The organism is Duganella sp. CF517 (genome assembly GCF_900110275.1).
Lineage (GTDB): Bacteria > Pseudomonadota > Gammaproteobacteria > Burkholderiales > Burkholderiaceae_D > Rugamonas.
Genome location: NZ_FODC01000002.1, coordinates 975,842 through 993,688, shown reverse-complemented (window position 1 = coordinate 993,688; position 17,847 = coordinate 975,842). Strand labels below are relative to the sequence as shown.

The following is a 17,847-nucleotide window of genomic DNA, read 5'->3' as shown; positions in this document are numbered from 1 at the left end:
CGGACATGGTCAAGGTCTATGAGATCAATGGCGTCACCCCGGTGGTCCACCCGACCGCCTACGTACATCCCAGCGCGGTGCTGATCGGCGACGTCATCGTCGGGCCGCGCTGCTATGTCGGCCCGTTGGCGGCGCTGCGCGGCGACTTCGGACGGTTGATACTGGAGGAGGGCGCCAACCTGCAGGACACCTGCGTCATGCATGGCTTCCCCGGCGCCGACACCGTCGTCGAACAGGACGGCCATATCGGCCATGGCGCGGTGCTGCACGGCTGCCGCGTCGGCCGCAACGCGCTGGTCGGCATGAACAGCGTGATCATGGATAACGCCGTCATCGGCGCCGACAGCATCGTCGCCGCCATGACCTTCGTCCGCGCCGGCATGGAGGTGCCGGCGCGCAGCCTGGTGGTCGGCACGCCGGCCAAGGTGGTGCGCGAGCTGCGCGACGACGAAATTCAATGGAAGAGCGCCGGCACCGGCCAATACCAGGAGCTGGCCGTGCGGTCCATGCAAACCATGCGCGAGGTCGACGCGCTGACCGAAGTGGAAGCGGACCGCAAGCGCATCGAGTGGGAAAGCTCGCTGCCGCTGCATCTGCACAAAAACGCCTCGGCATAAATCACGGAGAACACCTATGACCCAAGTATCAACCCTGCAAAGCCTGATCGGCGGCCGCTGGATCGGCCGCGAAGCTTCGACGCCGCTGCACAACGCCTTGAACAACTCGCTGATCTACCATACCCACGCCGAGCGGATCGACTTCGACGAAGCCGTCACCTACGCCCGCAAGACCGGCGTGCCGGCGCTGATGAAGCTCGACTTCCAGCAGCGTGCCGCGCGACTGAAGGCGCTGGCGCTGTATCTGGTCGGCCGCAAGGAGGAGCTGTACGCGATCTCGCACCTGACCGGCGCCACCCGCGCCGACAGCTGGGTCGACATCGAAGGCGGCACCGGCACCTTGTTCGCTTATGCCAGCATGGGCGGGCGCGAACTGCCGTCGTCGAACGTGCTGCACGAAGGCCCGGCCATGGCACTGGGTAAGAACGGCGGCTTTTCCGGCACCCACATCCTGGTGCCGCGTGGCGGACTGGCGGTGCACATCAACGCCTTCAACTTCCCGATCTGGGGCCTGCTGGAGAAGTTCGCGCCCAGCTTCCTGGCGGCGATGCCGTGCATCGGCAAGCCCGCCACCGCGACCAGCTACCTGACCGAGGCGGTGGTGCGCATGATGCACGAATCCGGCCTGCTGCCGGAGGGCGCGCTGCAGCTGGTCATCGGCGGCACCGGCGATTTGCTGGACCGCCTCGGTGGCGCCGACGTCGTCACCTTCACCGGGTCCGCCGACACCGCCGCCAAGCTGCGCGTCAACCGCAACCTGATCGCCAACTCGGTGCCGTTCACCGCCGAGGCGGATTCGCTCAACTGCGCCATCCTGGCGCCGGACATCACGCCGGACGACGCCGAGTTCGACCTGTTCGTCAAGGAGGTCGCGCGCGAGATGACCGGCAAGGCGGGCCAGAAGTGTACCGCGATCCGACGCATCATCGTCCCCGAGAACCTGGTCGACGCGGTCGGCACGCGGCTGCGCGAGCGCCTGGCCAAGGTCAGCGTCGGCGACCCGTCGGTCGACGGCGTGCGCATGGGCGCGCTGGCGTCCCGGGACCAGCAGCGCGACGTCGCCGAGCGGCTGGCGATGCTCGCGCGCGGCAACGAGGTGCTGTTCGGCGAAGGCGACGGCTTCAGGCCGGTCGGCGAGGGCGTCGCCGATGGCGCCTTCTTCGCGCCGACGCTGCTGCTGTGCCGCGACGGCATGGCCAACGACGCCGTGCACGATGTCGAAGCCTTTGGTCCGGTCAGCACCATCATCAGCTACAACGGCATCGACGAAGCGCTGGCGCTGGCCGCGCGCGGCAAGGGCAGCCTGGTTTCTACCCTGGTGACCAAGGAGCCGGCCATCGCCGCCTATGCGGTGCCGGTGGCCGCAGCCTCGCACGGCCGCGTGTTGATACTGGAGCGCGAAGCGTCGGTCGACTCCACCGGCCACGGCTCGCCGCTGCCGCAGCTTAAACACGGCGGCCCGGGACGCGCCGGCGGCGGCGAGGAACTTGGCGGTATCCGCGCGGTGCGCCACTTCCTGCAGCGCGCGGCGGTGCAGGGTTCGCCGACGATGCTCGCCGCCGTCACCGGCGAATACGTGCGCGGCGCCAGGGTGCAGGAAAGCGAAGTGCATCCGTTCCGCCGACACTTCGAGGAGCTCAAGATCGGCGACTCGCTGCTCACGCACCGCCGCACGGTCAGCGAGGCGGACATCGTCAATTTCGGCGGCGTTTCGGGCGACTACTTCTACATGCACTTCGATGACATCGCCGCCAGGGACACGCAGTTCGGCAAGCGCATCGCGCACGGCTACTTCGTGCTGTCGGCGGCGGCCGGCCTGTTCGTCTCGCCGGCGCCGGGGCCGGTGCTGGCCAACTATGGGCTGGACAATCTGCGCTTCATCACGCCGGTCGCGATCGGCGACACCATCCGCGCGCGGCTGACCTGCAAGCGCAAGGTGGACCGCAACCGCACCGACGACAAGGGCGTCGGCCAGGGCGTGGTCGCGTGGGATGTGCAGGTCACCAACCAGCATGACGAACTGGTTGCCAGTTACGACATTCTCACCCTGGTGATGAAGCGCGCTTGATGGGGGAGGGTGCTTTCCTTTTTGGCCGTCGCCGGTCACAATAGCGCTTTATTTTTAAGCAGGCGGCAGTCATGGCGAGCACCATCACCCAACACAAGATCGTTCTCAACCCGCTGGAAAACCCGCGCAGCTGGCTGACCATCGCCGTGGCGGTGTTATGTCTGTTTGTGGTGACGCAGCTGCCACGCGGCTGGGATCTGGTCGGCGTGCTGCGGATAGTTTTGCTGGGTTTTGCCGGCTACATCGCCTCGGCGGCGATCGAGCATCTGCCGGTGCGCGGCATGGTGTCGGCGGAGGCCGGCACGGCCTTCCTCGGCCGGATCGCCCAATTCGGTTACATCCCGGCGGAGGAGACGGCGCAGGGCCGCACCTTCGTGCGCAAGAGCGCCTCGCCGCTGCGCGCGATGTTCGGCCCGATCATCGTCGGCCGGCCGCTAGGGAACGAATTCCCCGTCACCGTCCCGCTGCGCTTCCACCGCGCCCTCAAACGCATCCAAGCCTAAAATCGGGGTCAAGTCTGACATTCGGACACGGACTGAAGCACTATGCTGCCCAGCTCGTGTCCGAATGTCAGACTTGACCCCGTTTCTCGTTTCTTTTTTCAGCTGAGGACGACCTTGCGGAAAACCTCGTAGCCCACCAGCGCGAAAAAGATATACGCGCACCAGGGGATGACAAACGCCGGCACCGCCGCGATGTAGATCGCCTTATCCAGGATCGTGTAGATCGAGGAGAACGCGAAAGCCGCCGCCAGCACCCAGTTCTTCTGTTTCGTGAAAAGGCCGACACACGTGATCGATGCGGCCAGGCTGAGTATTGTCGCAGTCTGCATCGCCACTCTCAACGCGCCAGGCCGAAAGGATCGTCGATGCTGTGCGCCGGCTCGGTGAACCACTTCGGACCGTTCTCGGTCATGTAGAAATGGTCCTCGTGGCGCACGCCGAATTCGCCGGGGATGCAGATCATCGGCTCGTTCGAGAAGCACATGCCCACGTCCAGCGGCGTCTTGTTGCCGCCGACCAGATACGGCCACTCGTGGATATCCAGGCCGATACCATGACCGGTGCGGTGCGGCAGGCCTGGCAGCTTGTAACCGGGGCCGAAACCGTCGGCCTCCAGCGACCGCCGCGCCGCCTGGTCCACTTCCTCGCACGGCACGCCCAGTTGCGCGGCGTTGAAGGCCGCCAGCTGCGCCGCCTTCTCGCTGTTCCACACCGAACGCTGACGCTCGCTGATTTCGCCGTACACGTAGGTGCGGGTGATGTCGGAGATGTAGTTGTGCAGCTTGCAGCCGGTATCGATCAGCACCGTGTCGCCCGGCTTGAGCGTCTGCACATAGCTCACGCCATGCGGATACGCGGTCGCCTCGCCGAACAGCACGATGACGAAATACGAACCCGAGGCGCCGACCTTGCGGTGCGCGCGGTCGATGAATTCCTCCACTTCGACCGTGGTGATGCCTTCGCGCAGAATGCTGGCGGCGGCCACGTGCACCGCCATCGTCATGTCCTTGGCACGCTGCATCAGGGCGATTTCGTTGGCCGATTTGCGAGTGCGGCAATGCGCGGTCACGCTGCTGGCGTTTTCCAGTGCGTAGCCCTCGGCCAGCGGACGGATGCCGTCGTATATGAAGAATGCGGCGCTTTCGCAAATGCCCACGCGCGGCGCGGCCTCGCCTGCGGCGGCGGGCGCGATACCCATGCGCTTGAGCGTATCGATGAACAGCTGGTACGGGCTTTCATGCTCTTGCCAGCAGTTGACCGCGCCGTCGACCAGCATGAAGTCCTTCAGCGTGCTTTCCTCGAACGCCGGGGCGATGTATTCGACCGCGCCACTGGCGGGGATGATCGCGCCGACCATGCGCTCGCTGGCATGCCACTTGGTGCCGGTGAAGTAGGTCATATTGGCGCCGGCATTGACATAGATCGCCGCGATGCCCTGCTGGCGCATGAAGACCTGGGCGCGTTGAACGCGCTGCAGATGCTCTTCCTTGCCGATCGGGACCGCGCCCGCGGTCATATCGGATAACGTCGACAAAGCCTGCTCCATGGTCTTTCCGCCAATAGTCATTTTTCTAACATCCCTGTTTGAGTTTTCGAACGCGCGCGGAGCCGGGCCGCGGCAGTCCACGATGATAGCAGTTTTGCGACCGGCGCTTGCCGCTCCGTCATCGTGCCGTAACACGCAAATGCTAGTGTGCCGGCTTCTCCGCATTCACTTTCAGGACAATAGCATGCAGCGCAAAAAAGCCTTCTCCACCCGTCTCCTGTTGATTCCGACGGCCGCCGCGATCCTGGTGGCGGCCGTCGCCTGCGGCGGTGGCGATCAGCCGATCGGCGGTAACGCGCCGCCGTTGCCGAGCGGCCGCTGGATCGCCGGCGATCTGCATACCCACACCACGCAGTCGGCCGACGCGGACGTCAGCCAGACCCTGGACAAGGTGCTGGGCAAGGCATTTACCACTTTTGGCCTGGACTGGATGGCCGTGTCCAACCATCTGCGCGTATCGACGCGCGACGAGAAGGGCGCCAAGCTCGATACCTCGATCCCGATGTCGATCGGCGCGGAGCGCTACGAGATCCCGCGCCTGCAGGCCTTGCAGGCGGCCGGCACCTACGCCGATAAACTGGTTTTCAGCGGCTTCGAATGGGACATGCCGACCCACGACCATATCGGCGTGGGCATCTTCCAGGGCGCCGACAAGCTGACCACCAGCACCAAGGGTATGAAGGAATTCGAATACCTGTTCACCACCCGCGAGCCGGCCATGTTCGACGCCGCCGACGTCGCCGCGTGGAAGGCGAAGTACGGCGAGACCCGCTACAACAAGACCGCCGACGACGCGCTCAAGGCGATCAGCTGGTTGAAGGACAACTACCCGGACACCAGCTACGCGGTGATCAACCATCCGTCCCGCAACAAGGGCAGCTACACGGTCGACGACTTCCGCCGCTTCAACGACATCGCGCCGAACATCATGTTCGCCATCGAAGGCATGGTCGGCAACCAGATGGAGCCCGATCGCGGCGGCTACACCGCCGCCTACACGCCGGAAAACGCGCCGCTGCGCGCCTACGGCGGCGTCGATTACGTGGTGGCCAAGGTCGGCGGCGTGTGGGACGCGCTGCTGGGCGAGGGACGCCGCGTCTGGAACCTGACCGATTCCGACACCCACTTCAAGATCGTCAACGGCAACAGCAGCGGCTACTTCCCGGGCGAGTACGCGAAGAACTATGTGTTCAACGCCGCCCTGGGCGCGCCGGCGGTGAAGGACCTTCTGCAAGGTCTGCGCTCGGGCAAAATGTTCTCGGTTTACGGTGATCTGATCAACGCGCTGGACTTCAACCTGGCCAGCAAGGACGACCGCAAGGAGATGGGCGGCGAGTTGAAGGTCGCCAGCGGCGAGAAGGTGGTCGTCACGATCCGCTTCAAGACCCCGGCGAAGAACAACTACGAGAAGCCGGTCGACAGCGGCACCGCCGCCAACGTCAAGCCGGTGGTCGACCACGTCGACCTGATCGTCGGCGATGTCGGGCCGAAAGCTGCGCAGGGCAGCGCGGCCTACGGCGTGGCCACCAACGCCAGCGCCAAGGTGGTCAAACGCTTCACCAGCGCCGACTGGAAGGTCGACGCCGATGGCTACTTCACCGTCACCTACGAGACCACCGCCAGCAAGAACCAGTACTATCGCCTGCGCGGCACCAATCTCGGCACCGATGTCGCCGGCTTGACACAAGGCGGCGAGCCGCTGGCCGACCAGCGCACCGGAACCACCGACAACACCCAGCGCTTCAACGACATCAACGACCGTAACTACCGCAGCCTGTGGTTCTATTCGAACCCGGTGTTCGTCACGCTGCGGTAATCGGGACGGCTCCTATTTGGCGAGCAGGCTGACCTTGTCGAGGACGAAGGAGGTTTTCAGCGACGCGTTTTCGCGCATCGCGAAGTGCAAGGTGACCTGCCTGCCCTTGAACTCGCTGAGATCGAAACTGCGGATTTTGTAGCCATCCGCGGCATCGACGTTGGAGTAGGTGGACAAGGTCCGCAGTACCCGTCCCAGGCTGCCGCGCACGGTGACCGTCAGCGTGTCGTGCGCGGTGTCGGTGGTGTCGGCGCTGTCGACATGCAGCGCGAAGCTCAGCTCCGCGCTGGCCGCTTCCGCCGGTATCGTCACCGCCTGCGACAACGTCTGGGTGGTCTTCCTGCCCTTGCCGCCCATCCAGGCAAAGCGGGTGCCTTCGTGCGCGGGTTGACCGGGCAGGCTGCCGATGGTGCTGGTGGTGCCGCGCCAGCCGCTCGTCCCGTCTTCGAAGCCGCCGTTGACCACAAGTTCGGTGGCGTCCCCGCCACCGTCACCACCCGATTCGTCGATGTCGGCGCCGACGTTGATGGCCGCGTAGGCGCGCTTGACGGCGATGGCTTCCTTGGAATTGGCGCCATACAGTTCCTGCGCCGACGCCAGTACCTTGTTGCGTGCATCCGCGTAATTGGTCGACGACGTGAACTTGGTGGTCAACGCCTTGAACCAGATGCGATAAGCCTTATCGTTGCCGATGCCGCTCATCGCCGCCGGCTGCTTGACCAGGTATTTGCTGTAATAGTCGCTGGCGGGATCGGCGTTCGAGCCCTGCGACAGGAAGTAGAACATGCGGTTATTCGGTCCGCTGGAGTAGTGGACGTCCAGATTCTTCAGTGAGCTGTTCCAGGCGTCCGGACTGCTTCCGTCCTTGCTTGGCTTGTACATCCAGCGCAGCGGCTCGCCGCTTTTGCTGATCTCTTTGCCCGTCATCCAGTCGTTGCCGGTCGCCGGCACGACGTTGCCCGTGCCGCCGGCGCGCGCATAGGCCTCCACCATGTCGCCACCGATGTCGGAGTTCGATTCGTTCAAGCCACCCGACTCGCCGGCGTAGACCAGGTCCGCCGTGGCCGCGGTGACGCCGTGCGACATCTCGTGGCCGATCACGTCGATCGATCCCAGGCTGTAGAAAAAGGAACCGTCGCCGATGTACATGCACCTGCAACTGTCGTCGTAGAAGGCGTTGTCGTAGTCTTTGTCGACGTGGACGGCGATGTAGGTCGATGTGTTGTTCCCGTCCAGCGACTGCCATCCCAGCACGTTCTTGTTGGTGTCGTAGGTGTTCATCAGGCCCCACAAGGCGTTGACGGCGGCGGTCTGGCCGTTGGCGTCCGTGGTGCTGCCACCGGTGTATTGCAAGCCGTCGCCCCAGTCGTTGGTGCTGTTGGTGTAGACGCTGCCGGGGTTGGGATTGTTGGACGAGCTGTGATTGGCGTTGGTGATGGCCATGCCGCCGAATTTGCCGCCTGTGCCGCGCGTCGCGTCGAGCATCTGGAACATGGCGCCCGATTGCGAGGTACTGATCGGCACCACGCCGTTGTACTGGCTCTTGCCCTGGCCGATGGCGGTTTGCAGCGCCTGCCATTGGGCGATGATGGCGCCGGTTTTGGCGTTGACGACGGTGTCGTAGTAGTACGGTTTGCCGTCTTGCGCCATGCGGGTCTGCACGTAGTAGGCCAGCTCGTGGCGTTCGACCACTTCCTGCACATCGAGTGCATTGAGTTCGGCTTCGGGCTTGCCGGCCGCCGAGGCCACGCGCACAGTTTTCATGATCGGATAGAGCAGCAGTTCGGCGCTCGGCGTCCAGCGGTGCACGCCGCGCGGCGATACCGACCTCACGGCGACGTCGATCGCCTGTTCGGACGTCAGCGCCGGCGTCATGTCCACCGGCGTGGCGGCCGCGCTGGGGACCAGGCCGGGTCTGCGGTCCGAGACCGAGGAGCTGACGATTTCGCCGGCGCTGTTGGTCACCACCACCGACTCCGACCCGAACACCCGCAGGCCCTTGAAGGTGTGCTGCGCGCGCGTGATCTTTTGGCCGACGACGCCGGGGTGCTGCCCGCTGATGCGGAAGCTGTAGTCGGCCGGGATGCCGCGCGACCTTTCGAGCGCCGTCAACTTCGATACCAGGCCGGCGCTCTCCTGCTGGGAGGGCGGCGCGATCGGCGCCGCCATCAGTTGGATACCCGGTTGCGCGCCGGCGCTTGTGGCCATGGCGGCCATCGCGATACATGCGGCGACGGGTGTGGTAATGCGTGTGATAAGTAAGGGCGTGTGCGGCTTCATCTCATCCTCCCGAATCCGTTCCGGCGGGCATCGATTGATGGCGCCGAGTCCGCGAAAGCGGATGAGTCACGCTAGACCGTCCGCGCCCGTGGCGTTATGTCACAGATCAAAATATTATTAATTATGCACTACTTCTTGTCGCCACCTTGGGATACCGTGAAAAGGTCGTGGGGATAGGTGAAGAGCCAGTCGGCGTAGCGCGACTTTCGGGCCAACCCCGCATCGTCATCGTCGAAGTTATCCTGCTTGATCGGCCGTTGCGTCGACGTCGACCGGATGCCGACGATGCGGCCCTGCTGCCGCTCCAGATGCCATTCGGCCTTGCCGGTGACCGGGTCGGTGTACAGCCGGCGCAGGTGGCGCCTGGGCTGGGCGAAGCGCGGGTCCTTGAGCAAATCCTCGATCGTCAGCGGATACTGGTTCTGGCCCGCCGCGCCGGCGTTGTAGTAGCGCTCCAGCGCGTGACGGAACTCGTGGCCAATGAAGAGCAGCTCGCGCTCCTTGTCCCGCCGCGCGGCGGTTGCGTACAGGTCCGCGCCGATGGTCAGGCCGACGCCCATGAACGCCACCAGCATCAGCGTCCACAGATAGGCAAAGCCGCGTTGGCGGCGCTTTGCGCATGGTCTAGAGCTGTTGATACGGCGTGCCATCGCGTGTCTTTCCCTTTGCTCCGCTGCGGACGTCGGCCACGCCGGGCTTCTCGGCGTCGGCGGACGGCAGCAACTGCCAGGTCGATGCGGATTCGGTCACCGGGTCCAGCGGGATCTTACGAAAGTAGTGGTGATTCACCAGATCGGCCAGCGCGGCCGGGTACTCGCCCTTGTCGGCGTAGTATTTGTCGATGCCGCTGCGTAGGACCTGGAGGTTCTCCCTCAGCGCGATCTCCCTCGATTTGTCGACCGAGCTGAAATAGCGGGGCAGCGCGATCGTCAGCAGCAGCGATATGATCGCCAGCACCACCAGCAGTTCGACCAGCGTAAATCCCTTGTTTAGACGGTTCATTTGTTCACCATAGACGGAGCGGAATGCCGTTCAATCCCGTTTTCGTGGAGCGGGAACTGATGTCGAAAACGTCCTCGCCTTCGGTCGGGTTGTCCGGCGGCGACGCGTAGGAACGCAGCGCCCAGCCGCCGCCAGCGCCGCCGCCGGCGAAACCGTGGCCGTTGCCCTCGGGCGGCGCGAAGGGATCGCGCGGCAGGCGGCGCAGGAAGTACATATTCTGTTTGCGCGGGCTGCGCAGGTCCGGCACGCCGTTGACCAGGTCTTCCAGCTTCTTCGGATAGCCGGAGTCGCCGATCGCCAGTTTGATGCGGCCATTGTCGGCGGCCCGCTTGTAGGCGTCGATGGCTTCGCGGATCTCGATCAGCGCGGTGCGCAGCTGGCGTTCGTGCTCGCGCTGCACCGCCACCTGCGCCATCGGCGCGGCCACCATCGCCAGCGTGGCGAGGATGGCCAAGGTGATCATCAGTTCGATGAATGTGAAACCGCGCTGGCTTGCGCGAGGCATGTCATTGTCCTTTCTTCGGCGCGTATGGCGCCTGGCCGGTGGGCTCCGGCTTGGCCGCCTGCGGCGTCAAGGCGCTATCGGCGCCGGTCATGCCGGATCCGCCGCCGCCCGTCGCCGGGTTGTCGACCGTGGGTTGCGTCGGCACGCCGTCTTGCGCCGCGCCCTGCGCCATGTCACCGGTCGAGGCCAGGGCAAGGCCGGACTGGCCGCGCCCGCCGACATCGGATTCCGTGCCCGAGTAGAATTCCGCCGCCGGCAGCTCCGGACGCTGTATCGAGCGCAGGATGCGGGGCGTGATCGACAGCACGATCTCGCTGCGGGTCGAGTCGTCCTTCTGGCTGCCGAAAAGGCGGCTCATCATCGGCAGATCGCCGATGCCGGGGATCTTGTTGGCCGTGGTTCTGTCCTCGTCGTTGATCAGGCCGGCCAGCACCTGGGTCTCCCCGTCCTTCAGCCGCAGTACGGTAGCCGCGCTGCGGGTACCGATCTGGTAGGCCTGTGTGCCGGACTTGCTGATGATCTCCTTGACCACGCTGCTCACTTCCAGGTTGATCTTGATCGCCACCTCGTCGTCCAGATACACATTGGGTTCGACATCGAGTTTCAGGCCTACGTCCACGTAGTTGACGCTGTCGGCGCTGACGCCATTGTTGGTGGTCACGGTGATCACCGGCACGCGGTCGCCGATCAGCACCTTGGCCTTGTCCTTGTTGCGCACGCGGATGCGCGGATTGGCGAGGATATTGCTGTCCGTGTCGGTCTTGTTGGCGTTTAGTTTGACGGAGCCCAGCTCGAGGCCGATCTTGCCGCTGTTGATGTGCCGCAGATCTCCCACGTTCAAGGCCCCGAATTCGCCGCTGCCCAGCAGGGTCAAGCCGGCCGAATCGGGCCAGCGGATACCCAGCTCCTGGCCGCGCGTGCGTTTCACCTCCAGCACTTCCACCTCCAGCATGACTTCCGGATCGGCCACGTCCTGCATGGAGATGATCCGTTCGGCCATGCGTATCATGGCCGGGGTGTCGCGCATGATGATACTGCCGATACGTTCGTCGGTGACGATGTCCCTGGCCTTGAGCAGCGTCTTGAGCGAGAACGCGACCGTTTTGACGTCGGCGTTCGCCAGAAGGAAATTGCGCACCACCAGCTGCTGGTAGTCCTTCACCTTTTGCGGATTGTTCGGATAGATGGTGATGGAACGGTCGCCGGTGACGCTTTGCTCGAGCTGATTGGCGCTCAACAGCATGCCGATGGCCTCCTCGATGCTGGTGTCGCGCACCGAGATCGTCGCGCGCAACGCGGGATCGACCTCGCGGTCGAAAACGAAATTCAGGCCAGACACCTTGCCGATGAAATCGAACACCGCCCGCACCGGGGCGTCGCGGAACTCCAGCGTCACCGGTTTGCGGTAGGCTGCGGCCAGCCGTCCGTTGGCCGGCCGCAGGCGCGTTTGCGCGTCGTTCAGGCGCGTTTTGAGCCGCAGCAGGTCGCGCTGGCCGGGACGCTCGGCGAGCAAGGGGCGCAGCAGTTCCTGCGCCTGGGCCAGTTCCGCTTCGCCGCCACGCTGGTAAAGCGCTTCGGCGTCCGCCATCACCTGCTGGTGGCGACTATCCTGCGTCAGCGCGGACAGTCCCTGGCGCGCGACCTGGTTGGCGGGATCGATCGTCAGCGCCCGTTCATACAGCTTGGCCGCGTCCGCGCCCTGTCCCTTGAGGCGCAGCGCGTCGGCGCGGCTGTTCATCGCGTTGACCAGTTTGAGCCTGCGGTTCAACAGCACGATGCGGTACTCGGCGTTGTGCGGATCTTCCTGCGCCGCCTGTTCCAGCTTGGCCAGTCCCTGGTCGATCTGGCCGGCATCCAGCAGCGCGTTGCCTTCCTTGAAAGTCTGGTTGCCGGCGCAGGCGCACAGCAGCAGGCTGGCGGCGATCGCGTGGAAGCGCGTGGCGATGGTCTTGTTCAATTGGTGTCCCCTACGGCGAGAGATTGTTTTTGATTGAGCGGCAGGTAGATGAAATTCATCGTGTCGCCGCTGACGCTGTCGAGCAGGTAGCTGTCGTTGATCTTTTCGCCGGGGCGGGCGACGACGTTCTGGCCGTCGATTTGCAGGAAGTATGCGGTCTTGCCATCGTCGGTGAAGCGCCCCATGAACTGGAACGGCAGCGGCGGAGGACCCGATGGCGTCGCACCCTGGCGTGGCGGCGCCGTTTGTTCCGCCATCACCTTGAGCGGGGACTGTGGCGCCCAGCTTTGTTTGGCGAAGACGTTACCCAGTTCATCGTCCGCCACGCGCGAGTGGATTTGCAGATCGACGCCGGGCGCAGGCGCCATTTCCGCCGCGCTGATTTCAGCTGGAGCCACGTCCGGCCGCGGCGCTATGGCGGGGGCGGACAGCTCGCGGGGGGTGGCTGCCGCCGGCCCGACCACGCCTCCATCCTGCTCGGGCGCGAACCACGCCGCCAGCAACGTCGCCACGGCTGCCGTGCCAAGTACGATTTTCCTCATCGCCGCTCCTCCTGCCGCCGCACCAGCAGAACGAACTGGATGCGGGCCTCGACGTCGCCCGCCTCGATCTGCTCACGCTTGAACGTGACCGACTCCAGCGTCAGCGTCGGCAGTGTTTGCAGCGCGGTGATGAGGAAGCTTTGCACATTGGCGAAATCGGCCTTGACGGGCAGCGTGATTCGGTAGCGCAGAAATCCCGCGCTGGCGTCCTGCTCAGGCTTGTATTCCGCCTTGGACAGGGGGATGCCGCTTTGCTGCGCCACCCGCACCAGTTCCTTGAGCTGGTCGGGAATCATGTCGTGGGGCGGCAAGTGATTGAAGAACGCGGCGACGCCGCTGGCGGTGGTCACCACCGGGGCGCGGGGTGTCGCGGCCGTGCGCGCCGCGGTGTTCAGCTGCGCGGTCAGTGCGGCCTGTTGTTGTTCCAGTTGGGTCGCGTGCCATTGGGCCAGCAGCGCGAGCATGGCGCTCGCCACGCCGATGACCGCGCCGGCGCCGGTGAGACGCAACTGGCGCCGCGCTTCCCAAACCACGCGGCTCGCCACATTCGGGGCTATTCCCAGCTTGGTAGCTTTGCCGGTTTTTACTGCCGCCATTGCGCCTCCAGCTGGAATTGATACGGGCGTTCCCCGCCACCGACTGGCGGCGCGCCGGTCATCTCGTGCTTGAGTAAGTAGACGGACCGGAACATCCGCTGCTGATTCAGGAAAGCGAGGTAATTGATCATGTCTTGCGCGGTCTCCGCTTCGGCGCTGATTTTTAAAGTACCGGCCGGCGTCGATGGCGCGGCCGCTTCCACGTCCGGGGCCGGTTCGCCATTCAGATCGAGTCCCAACAGCGCGATGCGCATATCCTCGCGGGCTTCGATGGTCTTGAGCAGGCGCGTGACAGGCAGGTTCAGTTGACGCACCGCCTCCGCCACCGCCTTCACCTGAAGCTCGATTTGTTGTTGCTGCGCCGGCGCCAACGCGGGGCGGGTAAGGCGCTGCGGTTGCAGCGCCGCCGACTGCGCGTCCAGGCGTGCCTGCAGGCGGGCGACGGTTTGCCATTGCGCCGTCCAGTTGATGGCCGCGGGTAGCAGCATCAGCACGCCGATGGCGAGCATCGCCAGGCGCCAGCCGGCAAGCGGCACGCCGCGCGGAACGAAGTCAAGGCGCGTCATGCCGCGACTCGCGCTGACGCAACGCCGGGGCATGGCTCCGCCAAGGACGTGTCGGCAACGCCGAATGGGTGGTCCAGGAGGCGGAACCGGGGCGGCAGCGTCTCCGCGACCAGTTGCGCGATGGCGCCCGGCGCGATGTCCGCCGTCGCTCCAAGATCCACAACGGCGACGCGTTCGATGGCGGTCAACTCCGGCACGCGCAAGGTCCAGCGCTGCCAGGCTTGCGGCAGCTCCTGCCGCCATGCGCCGCCGGCCGGTTGCGACTGGATAGCCACGATACGTCCGCGATCCAGCGCCGCCATCGTGATACGTCCCGTTTCGATCAGCGCCAGGGCGGCGGAACGGGCGCGGGACTCCTCCGCAGGCAGACAACGCAGCGCGGTGCAAAGCAGCGGCTCGATGACGCGGCAGAAGCGGCCGCAATCACCGGCCAGCTCCGCGAGCGCCCGCAGCAGCGTGGCGTCGATGCCGCAGACCGTGCGCGCCTGGCCGTACGGCGCATCGTCGCCGACGACATGCCAGCCGCGCGCGGCGTCGCCATACAGCGCGGTCAGCTGCGATTGCAGGAAGCGTGCCGCACCCGGCTCCGACAGCAGCGCGTCGCTCCACGGCGCCACCACCATGTGGCTCCAGCGGCCGGACAGGCTGATCTCCAGCGGCAGACCCGCCCATGCCTTCGTCGTTCCGTTCAGCATCGCGCCCAGCGCATCGAGGCCGGCTTGCCAATGCCCGCCTGGATTAACCAGCGCGATGCGCTGGGCGCTGCCCTCGACCACACGCCGGCCCTGGCGCGCGACGCAAGACAGCTGTCGGGGCGCCAGCATAATATGCAGGCTGCGTGCGGCCAGCGGGCCTGGCGTGGCCGCGCGCAGAGGCCGGGTTAGACGTTCAATAAGTGACACGATTGAGCTCCAGTAGCGTGGTTTCGCCTTGCCGCACCAGATCCAGCCCGGCGCCGCGCGCCAGACGGAAGCCCATCGTCGCCGCTTCCTCCTTCATGCGGGAGACCGGGGCGCGGGTGCAGATCATTTCGCGCATGGCGTCGTTCAGTATCAGTACTTCAGCGACCGCCTTGCGGCCCTTGTAGCCGGTGCCCCGGCAATGACCACATCCCGCGCCGGCCTTGAAGCGCCACTCGCCGAGGTCCTCGCGCGCCAGGCCGCTGTCCTTCAAGTCCTGCGGATCGGGTTCGATATCTGCGGCGCAGTGTTCGCAATTGAGCCGCAGCAGCCGTTGCGCGACGATGCCGTTCAACGCGGCGGCAAAGCTGTAAGGGTCCACGCCCATGTGCAGGAAGCGGCCGACCACGTCGAATACATTGTTGGCGTGGACCGTCGTGAAGACCAGGTGGCCCGTCAGCGAGGCCTGCACCGCGATCTGCGCCGTTTCGTCGTCGCGGATCTCGCCGATCATGATCTTGTCCGGATCGTGCCGCAGGATCGAGCGCAGGCCGCGCGCGAAGGTCAGGCCCTTCTTTTCATTGACGGGGATTTGCAGCACGCGCGGCAAGCGGTACTCAACCGGGTCTTCGATGGTGACGATCTTGTCGCGCCCCGTGTTGATCTCGGTGATGGCCGCGTACAAGGTGGTGGTCTTGCCGGAGCCGGTCGGCCCGGTCACCAGCAGCATGCCGTGCGGCTTGGCGGCCAGGCGCCGGATTTGCACGATGGCGTCGCTGTTCAGGCCGAGGTTCTCCAGCCGCAGCGCCTGCGCGGCCTCGGTCAGCGCGCGCCGGTCCAGCAATCGCAGTACCGCGTCCTCGCCGAAGATGTTGGGCATGATGGAGACGCGAAAGTCGATCTCGCTGCCTTTCACGCGCACCTTGAAGCGGCCGTCCTGCGGGATGCGGCGTTCGGCGATGTCCAGTTCCGCCAGCACCTTGATACGGGAAATGATCTGCTCCGCCATCTGCAAGCCCTGCACCTGGCCGGCCTGCACCAGCACCCCGTCGACGCGGTATTTGATGATCAGGCTCGCCGCGTCGCACTCCAGGTGGATATCGCTGGCCTGGAATTTGAGCGCGTCGTAGATGGTGGAGTTGACCAGCTTGACGACCGGGCTGCTATCCTCGCTGATGCGTATCAGCGAGATGTCCTCAATGCTCTGATCGAGGCCGGACAGCTCGCCGTGGCTGCCGTCCTCCATCATGTCCTGCATGGCCTGCTGCACGTTCTCCTGCTGCGCCAGATAGGCGGTCAGGTCGTCCGGGTGCGCCAGCGCCACGGTGTAGCCGGCGCCGATCGCGTATTCGGCCCATTGCAAGGTGTCGTCGGCGAACGGATTGCCGATCACCAGCACCAGGGCGCCGCCGTCGATGCGCAGCAGTACGCATTCGCGCTGGGCGCAGTCGGTGAAGGGCAGCAGGTCGAAGGCCGGCGGCGCCGCCTGCAGGCTGGCCATCGGCCAGGCCGGGTAGCAGAACAGCCGCGCGAGCTGGCGCGTGAACTCCTCCGGCGTCAGGCCGGACATTTCTTCCATCACCGTCATCGGCGCACGGCCCTGCGCCAGCGCGGCGGCGCGCGCAACGTGCAGCATGTCGGGGCCGAGGACGGCCGGTTCGCGTGCATTCATGACAAACTCCCCGCCAACTCGAAGATCGGCATGTACATCAACACCACCACGCCGCCGATCACCACGCCGATCAGCGTCATCAAAACCGGTTCCAGCAGGCGCGAAGCCCAGTCGACCCAGCGCGCGAACTCCTCGTCGTGGAATTTGGCCGAGCGTTCCAGCATGTCGCCCAGGCGGCCGGTATTCTCGCCGACCTTGAGCAGCGATTGCGCCACCGGGGTGGCGAGCGCGTTCTGTTCCAGCGCGGTGGAAAAGGGCAGCCCCTGTTCGACCGCGCGGCGTGTTTGCACCAATTGTGGTTGCTGCGACGGCAGCAGCATGGCGTTGGTCATCGCCAGCGCCCTGGCCAGCGGTATGCCCGCGTGCAGCAGCAAGCTAAGGGCGCGGTAAAAGCGCGCCAGGCGGAATTCCGCCGCCTTGGCCGACAGTACCGGTAGCCGCAGCAGCGCCAGCACCAGCCGCTGGCGCAGCGCGGCATTGGTCAGGCCGAGCACCGCCGCCAGGCAAACGGCGGCCAGCGCGCCGGCGCACAGCCAGGGATGGGCGGCCAGCGCCTGGCCGAAGCCGAGCAGCATCCGCGACGCCCAGGGGATGTCGCGGCCGGAGCCTTCGTACACCACGCTGAATTTCGGCACCACGTAGCCGAGCAGGAACAACGTCACGAGGCCGCCGACCACCAGCAGCATGGCGGGGTAGATCGCGGCCGAGACGAGTTTTTTGCGGATGGCGTCGAACTGCAGCTGGTAGCCGACGAAGCGCGCCAGCGCCTCCGGCAGGTTGCCGGAGCGTTCGGCCGCCCGTACGGTGGCGACGTACAGTTCCGGGAACACGGCGGGGAAGTCCGCCAGCGTGTCGGAAAAGCTTTTGCCTTGCTGGAGCGAGCGCTGGATCGCCGTCAGCGTCGCGCGCGCGCCGGCGCGGGTTTCCTTGTTGAGCAGCGTGGCGGTGGCCTCGCTCAGATTGAGCCCCGCTTCGAGCAGCGCCAGGAGCTCCTGGCTGAATTGCAGCAGCGGGAAGGGCTGCTTGCGGAGGCCGGAGCGCGCACGCTCCCCCGCACCCGCGTTGTTGGTGCCGATGGTGCTATCGATGGCCAGCACGCGCCAGCCGCCGCGCGCCGCTTGCCGGACCGCTTCCGCCTCGCTGGCGGCGTCGATCGCTATGGTTTGCCGGCCCCCAGGCCCGCCCTGCACTTGTAATCGAAACTGCATCGCATACTTTGCATACCGAGTGGCTTCAAAAACAGGGCGGCGACGATGCTGCCGTCGCCGCCCACGTCCG

17 protein-coding genes are annotated in these 17,847 nt (G+C 65.5%); 4 read left to right on the top strand and 13 right to left on the bottom strand.

Annotation, left to right across the window (positions count from 1 at the left end):
- Positions 1 to 5: 5 nt before the first annotated feature.
- The 3 genes from paaY to BMX85_RS11430 all read left to right on the top strand — a co-directional run bounded on the left by paaY (position 6) and on the right by BMX85_RS11430 (position 3,188).
- The gene (paaY, locus tag BMX85_RS11440; RefSeq protein WP_090317296.1) at positions 6 to 617 is read left to right on the top strand and encodes a phenylacetic acid degradation protein PaaY; all 612 of its coding nucleotides are present in this window, start codon (positions 6 to 8) and stop codon (positions 615 to 617) included.
- Between the two features lie 16 nt (positions 618 to 633).
- Complete coding sequence (paaZ, locus tag BMX85_RS11435) at positions 634 to 2,685, top strand: phenylacetic acid degradation bifunctional protein PaaZ (protein WP_090317293.1); 2,052 nt, start codon at positions 634 to 636, stop codon at positions 2,683 to 2,685.
- 71 nt (positions 2,686 to 2,756) lie between these two features.
- On the top strand, positions 2,757 to 3,188 hold the full coding sequence (locus BMX85_RS11430; RefSeq protein WP_090317291.1) for a hypothetical protein: 432 nt from the start codon (positions 2,757 to 2,759) through the stop codon (positions 3,186 to 3,188).
- A gap of 98 nt (positions 3,189 to 3,286) precedes the next feature.
- On the opposite strand, the gene BMX85_RS11425 is transcribed toward BMX85_RS11430, so the two are convergent.
- Positions 3,287 to 3,517, bottom strand: a complete 231-nt coding sequence (locus tag BMX85_RS11425) for a hypothetical protein (RefSeq protein ID WP_143067948.1) — start codon at positions 3,515 to 3,517, stop codon at positions 3,287 to 3,289.
- Between the two features lie 8 nt (positions 3,518 to 3,525).
- Positions 3,526 to 4,755, bottom strand: coding sequence for a M24 family metallopeptidase (locus BMX85_RS11420; protein WP_090317284.1), 1,230 nt, complete (start codon positions 4,753 to 4,755; stop codon positions 3,526 to 3,528).
- A gap of 163 nt (positions 4,756 to 4,918) precedes the next feature.
- On the opposite strand from BMX85_RS11420, the gene BMX85_RS11415 reads away from it, so the two are divergent.
- Positions 4,919 to 6,550, top strand: a complete 1,632-nt coding sequence (locus tag BMX85_RS11415) for a CehA/McbA family metallohydrolase domain-containing protein (protein WP_090317281.1) — start codon at positions 4,919 to 4,921, stop codon at positions 6,548 to 6,550.
- 12 nt (positions 6,551 to 6,562) lie between these two features.
- Here the strand turns inward: BMX85_RS11415 and BMX85_RS11410 are convergent, their stop codons facing one another.
- The 11 genes from BMX85_RS11410 to BMX85_RS11360 form a co-directional block, all read right to left on the bottom strand.
- Positions 6,563 to 8,758: a M4 family metallopeptidase gene (locus BMX85_RS11410; RefSeq protein WP_229210394.1), complete on the bottom strand. Its 2,196-nt coding sequence runs from the start codon at positions 8,756 to 8,758 to the stop codon at positions 6,563 to 6,565.
- Positions 8,759 to 8,958: 200 nt separating this feature from the next.
- Positions 8,959 to 9,480, bottom strand: a complete 522-nt coding sequence (locus BMX85_RS11405) for a type II secretion system protein (protein ID WP_090317275.1) — start codon at positions 9,478 to 9,480, stop codon at positions 8,959 to 8,961.
- A complete protein-coding gene (locus tag BMX85_RS11400) occupies positions 9,455 to 9,832 on the bottom strand; it encodes a type II secretion system protein (protein WP_090317272.1) in 378 nt (125 codons plus the stop codon). The genes BMX85_RS11405 and BMX85_RS11400 overlap by 26 nt, the downstream gene beginning before the upstream one ends.
- Before the next feature lie 4 nt (positions 9,833 to 9,836).
- Positions 9,837 to 10,337 carry a type II secretion system protein gene (locus tag BMX85_RS11395; RefSeq protein WP_090317269.1) on the bottom strand — a complete coding sequence of 167 codons (501 nt, stop codon included), beginning with the start codon at positions 10,335 to 10,337 and terminating at the stop codon, positions 9,837 to 9,839.
- A gap of 1 nt (position 10,338) precedes the next feature.
- Entirely contained in the window at positions 10,339 to 12,294 is a 1,956-nt protein-coding gene (locus tag BMX85_RS11390) for a secretin and TonB N-terminal domain-containing protein (RefSeq protein WP_090317266.1), read from the bottom strand.
- Complete coding sequence (locus tag BMX85_RS11385) at positions 12,291 to 12,836, bottom strand: hypothetical protein (protein WP_090317263.1); 546 nt, start codon at positions 12,834 to 12,836, stop codon at positions 12,291 to 12,293. Before BMX85_RS11385 ends, BMX85_RS11390 begins: the two co-directional genes overlap by 4 nt.
- Positions 12,833 to 13,432 (bottom strand): type 4a pilus biogenesis protein PilO, encoded by a 600-nt coding sequence (locus BMX85_RS11380; RefSeq protein WP_090317261.1) that lies wholly within the window; start codon positions 13,430 to 13,432, stop codon positions 12,833 to 12,835. The genes BMX85_RS11385 and BMX85_RS11380 overlap by 4 nt, the downstream gene beginning before the upstream one ends.
- Positions 13,420 to 13,998, bottom strand: a complete 579-nt coding sequence (locus BMX85_RS11375) for a hypothetical protein (RefSeq protein WP_090317258.1) — start codon at positions 13,996 to 13,998, stop codon at positions 13,420 to 13,422. Before BMX85_RS11375 ends, BMX85_RS11380 begins: the two co-directional genes overlap by 13 nt.
- Complete coding sequence (locus tag BMX85_RS11370) at positions 13,995 to 14,774, bottom strand: hypothetical protein (protein ID WP_229210393.1); 780 nt, start codon at positions 14,772 to 14,774, stop codon at positions 13,995 to 13,997. The genes BMX85_RS11375 and BMX85_RS11370 overlap by 4 nt, the downstream gene beginning before the upstream one ends.
- A 112-nt stretch (positions 14,775 to 14,886) precedes the next feature.
- The gene (locus BMX85_RS11365; protein WP_090317251.1) at positions 14,887 to 16,569 is read right to left on the bottom strand and encodes a GspE/PulE family protein; all 1,683 of its coding nucleotides are present in this window, start codon (positions 16,567 to 16,569) and stop codon (positions 14,887 to 14,889) included.
- A complete protein-coding gene (locus BMX85_RS11360; RefSeq protein ID WP_090317248.1) occupies positions 16,566 to 17,777 on the bottom strand; it encodes a type II secretion system F family protein in 1,212 nt (403 codons plus the stop codon). Before BMX85_RS11360 ends, BMX85_RS11365 begins: the two co-directional genes overlap by 4 nt.
- Between the last annotated feature and the right edge of the window lie 70 nt (positions 17,778 to 17,847).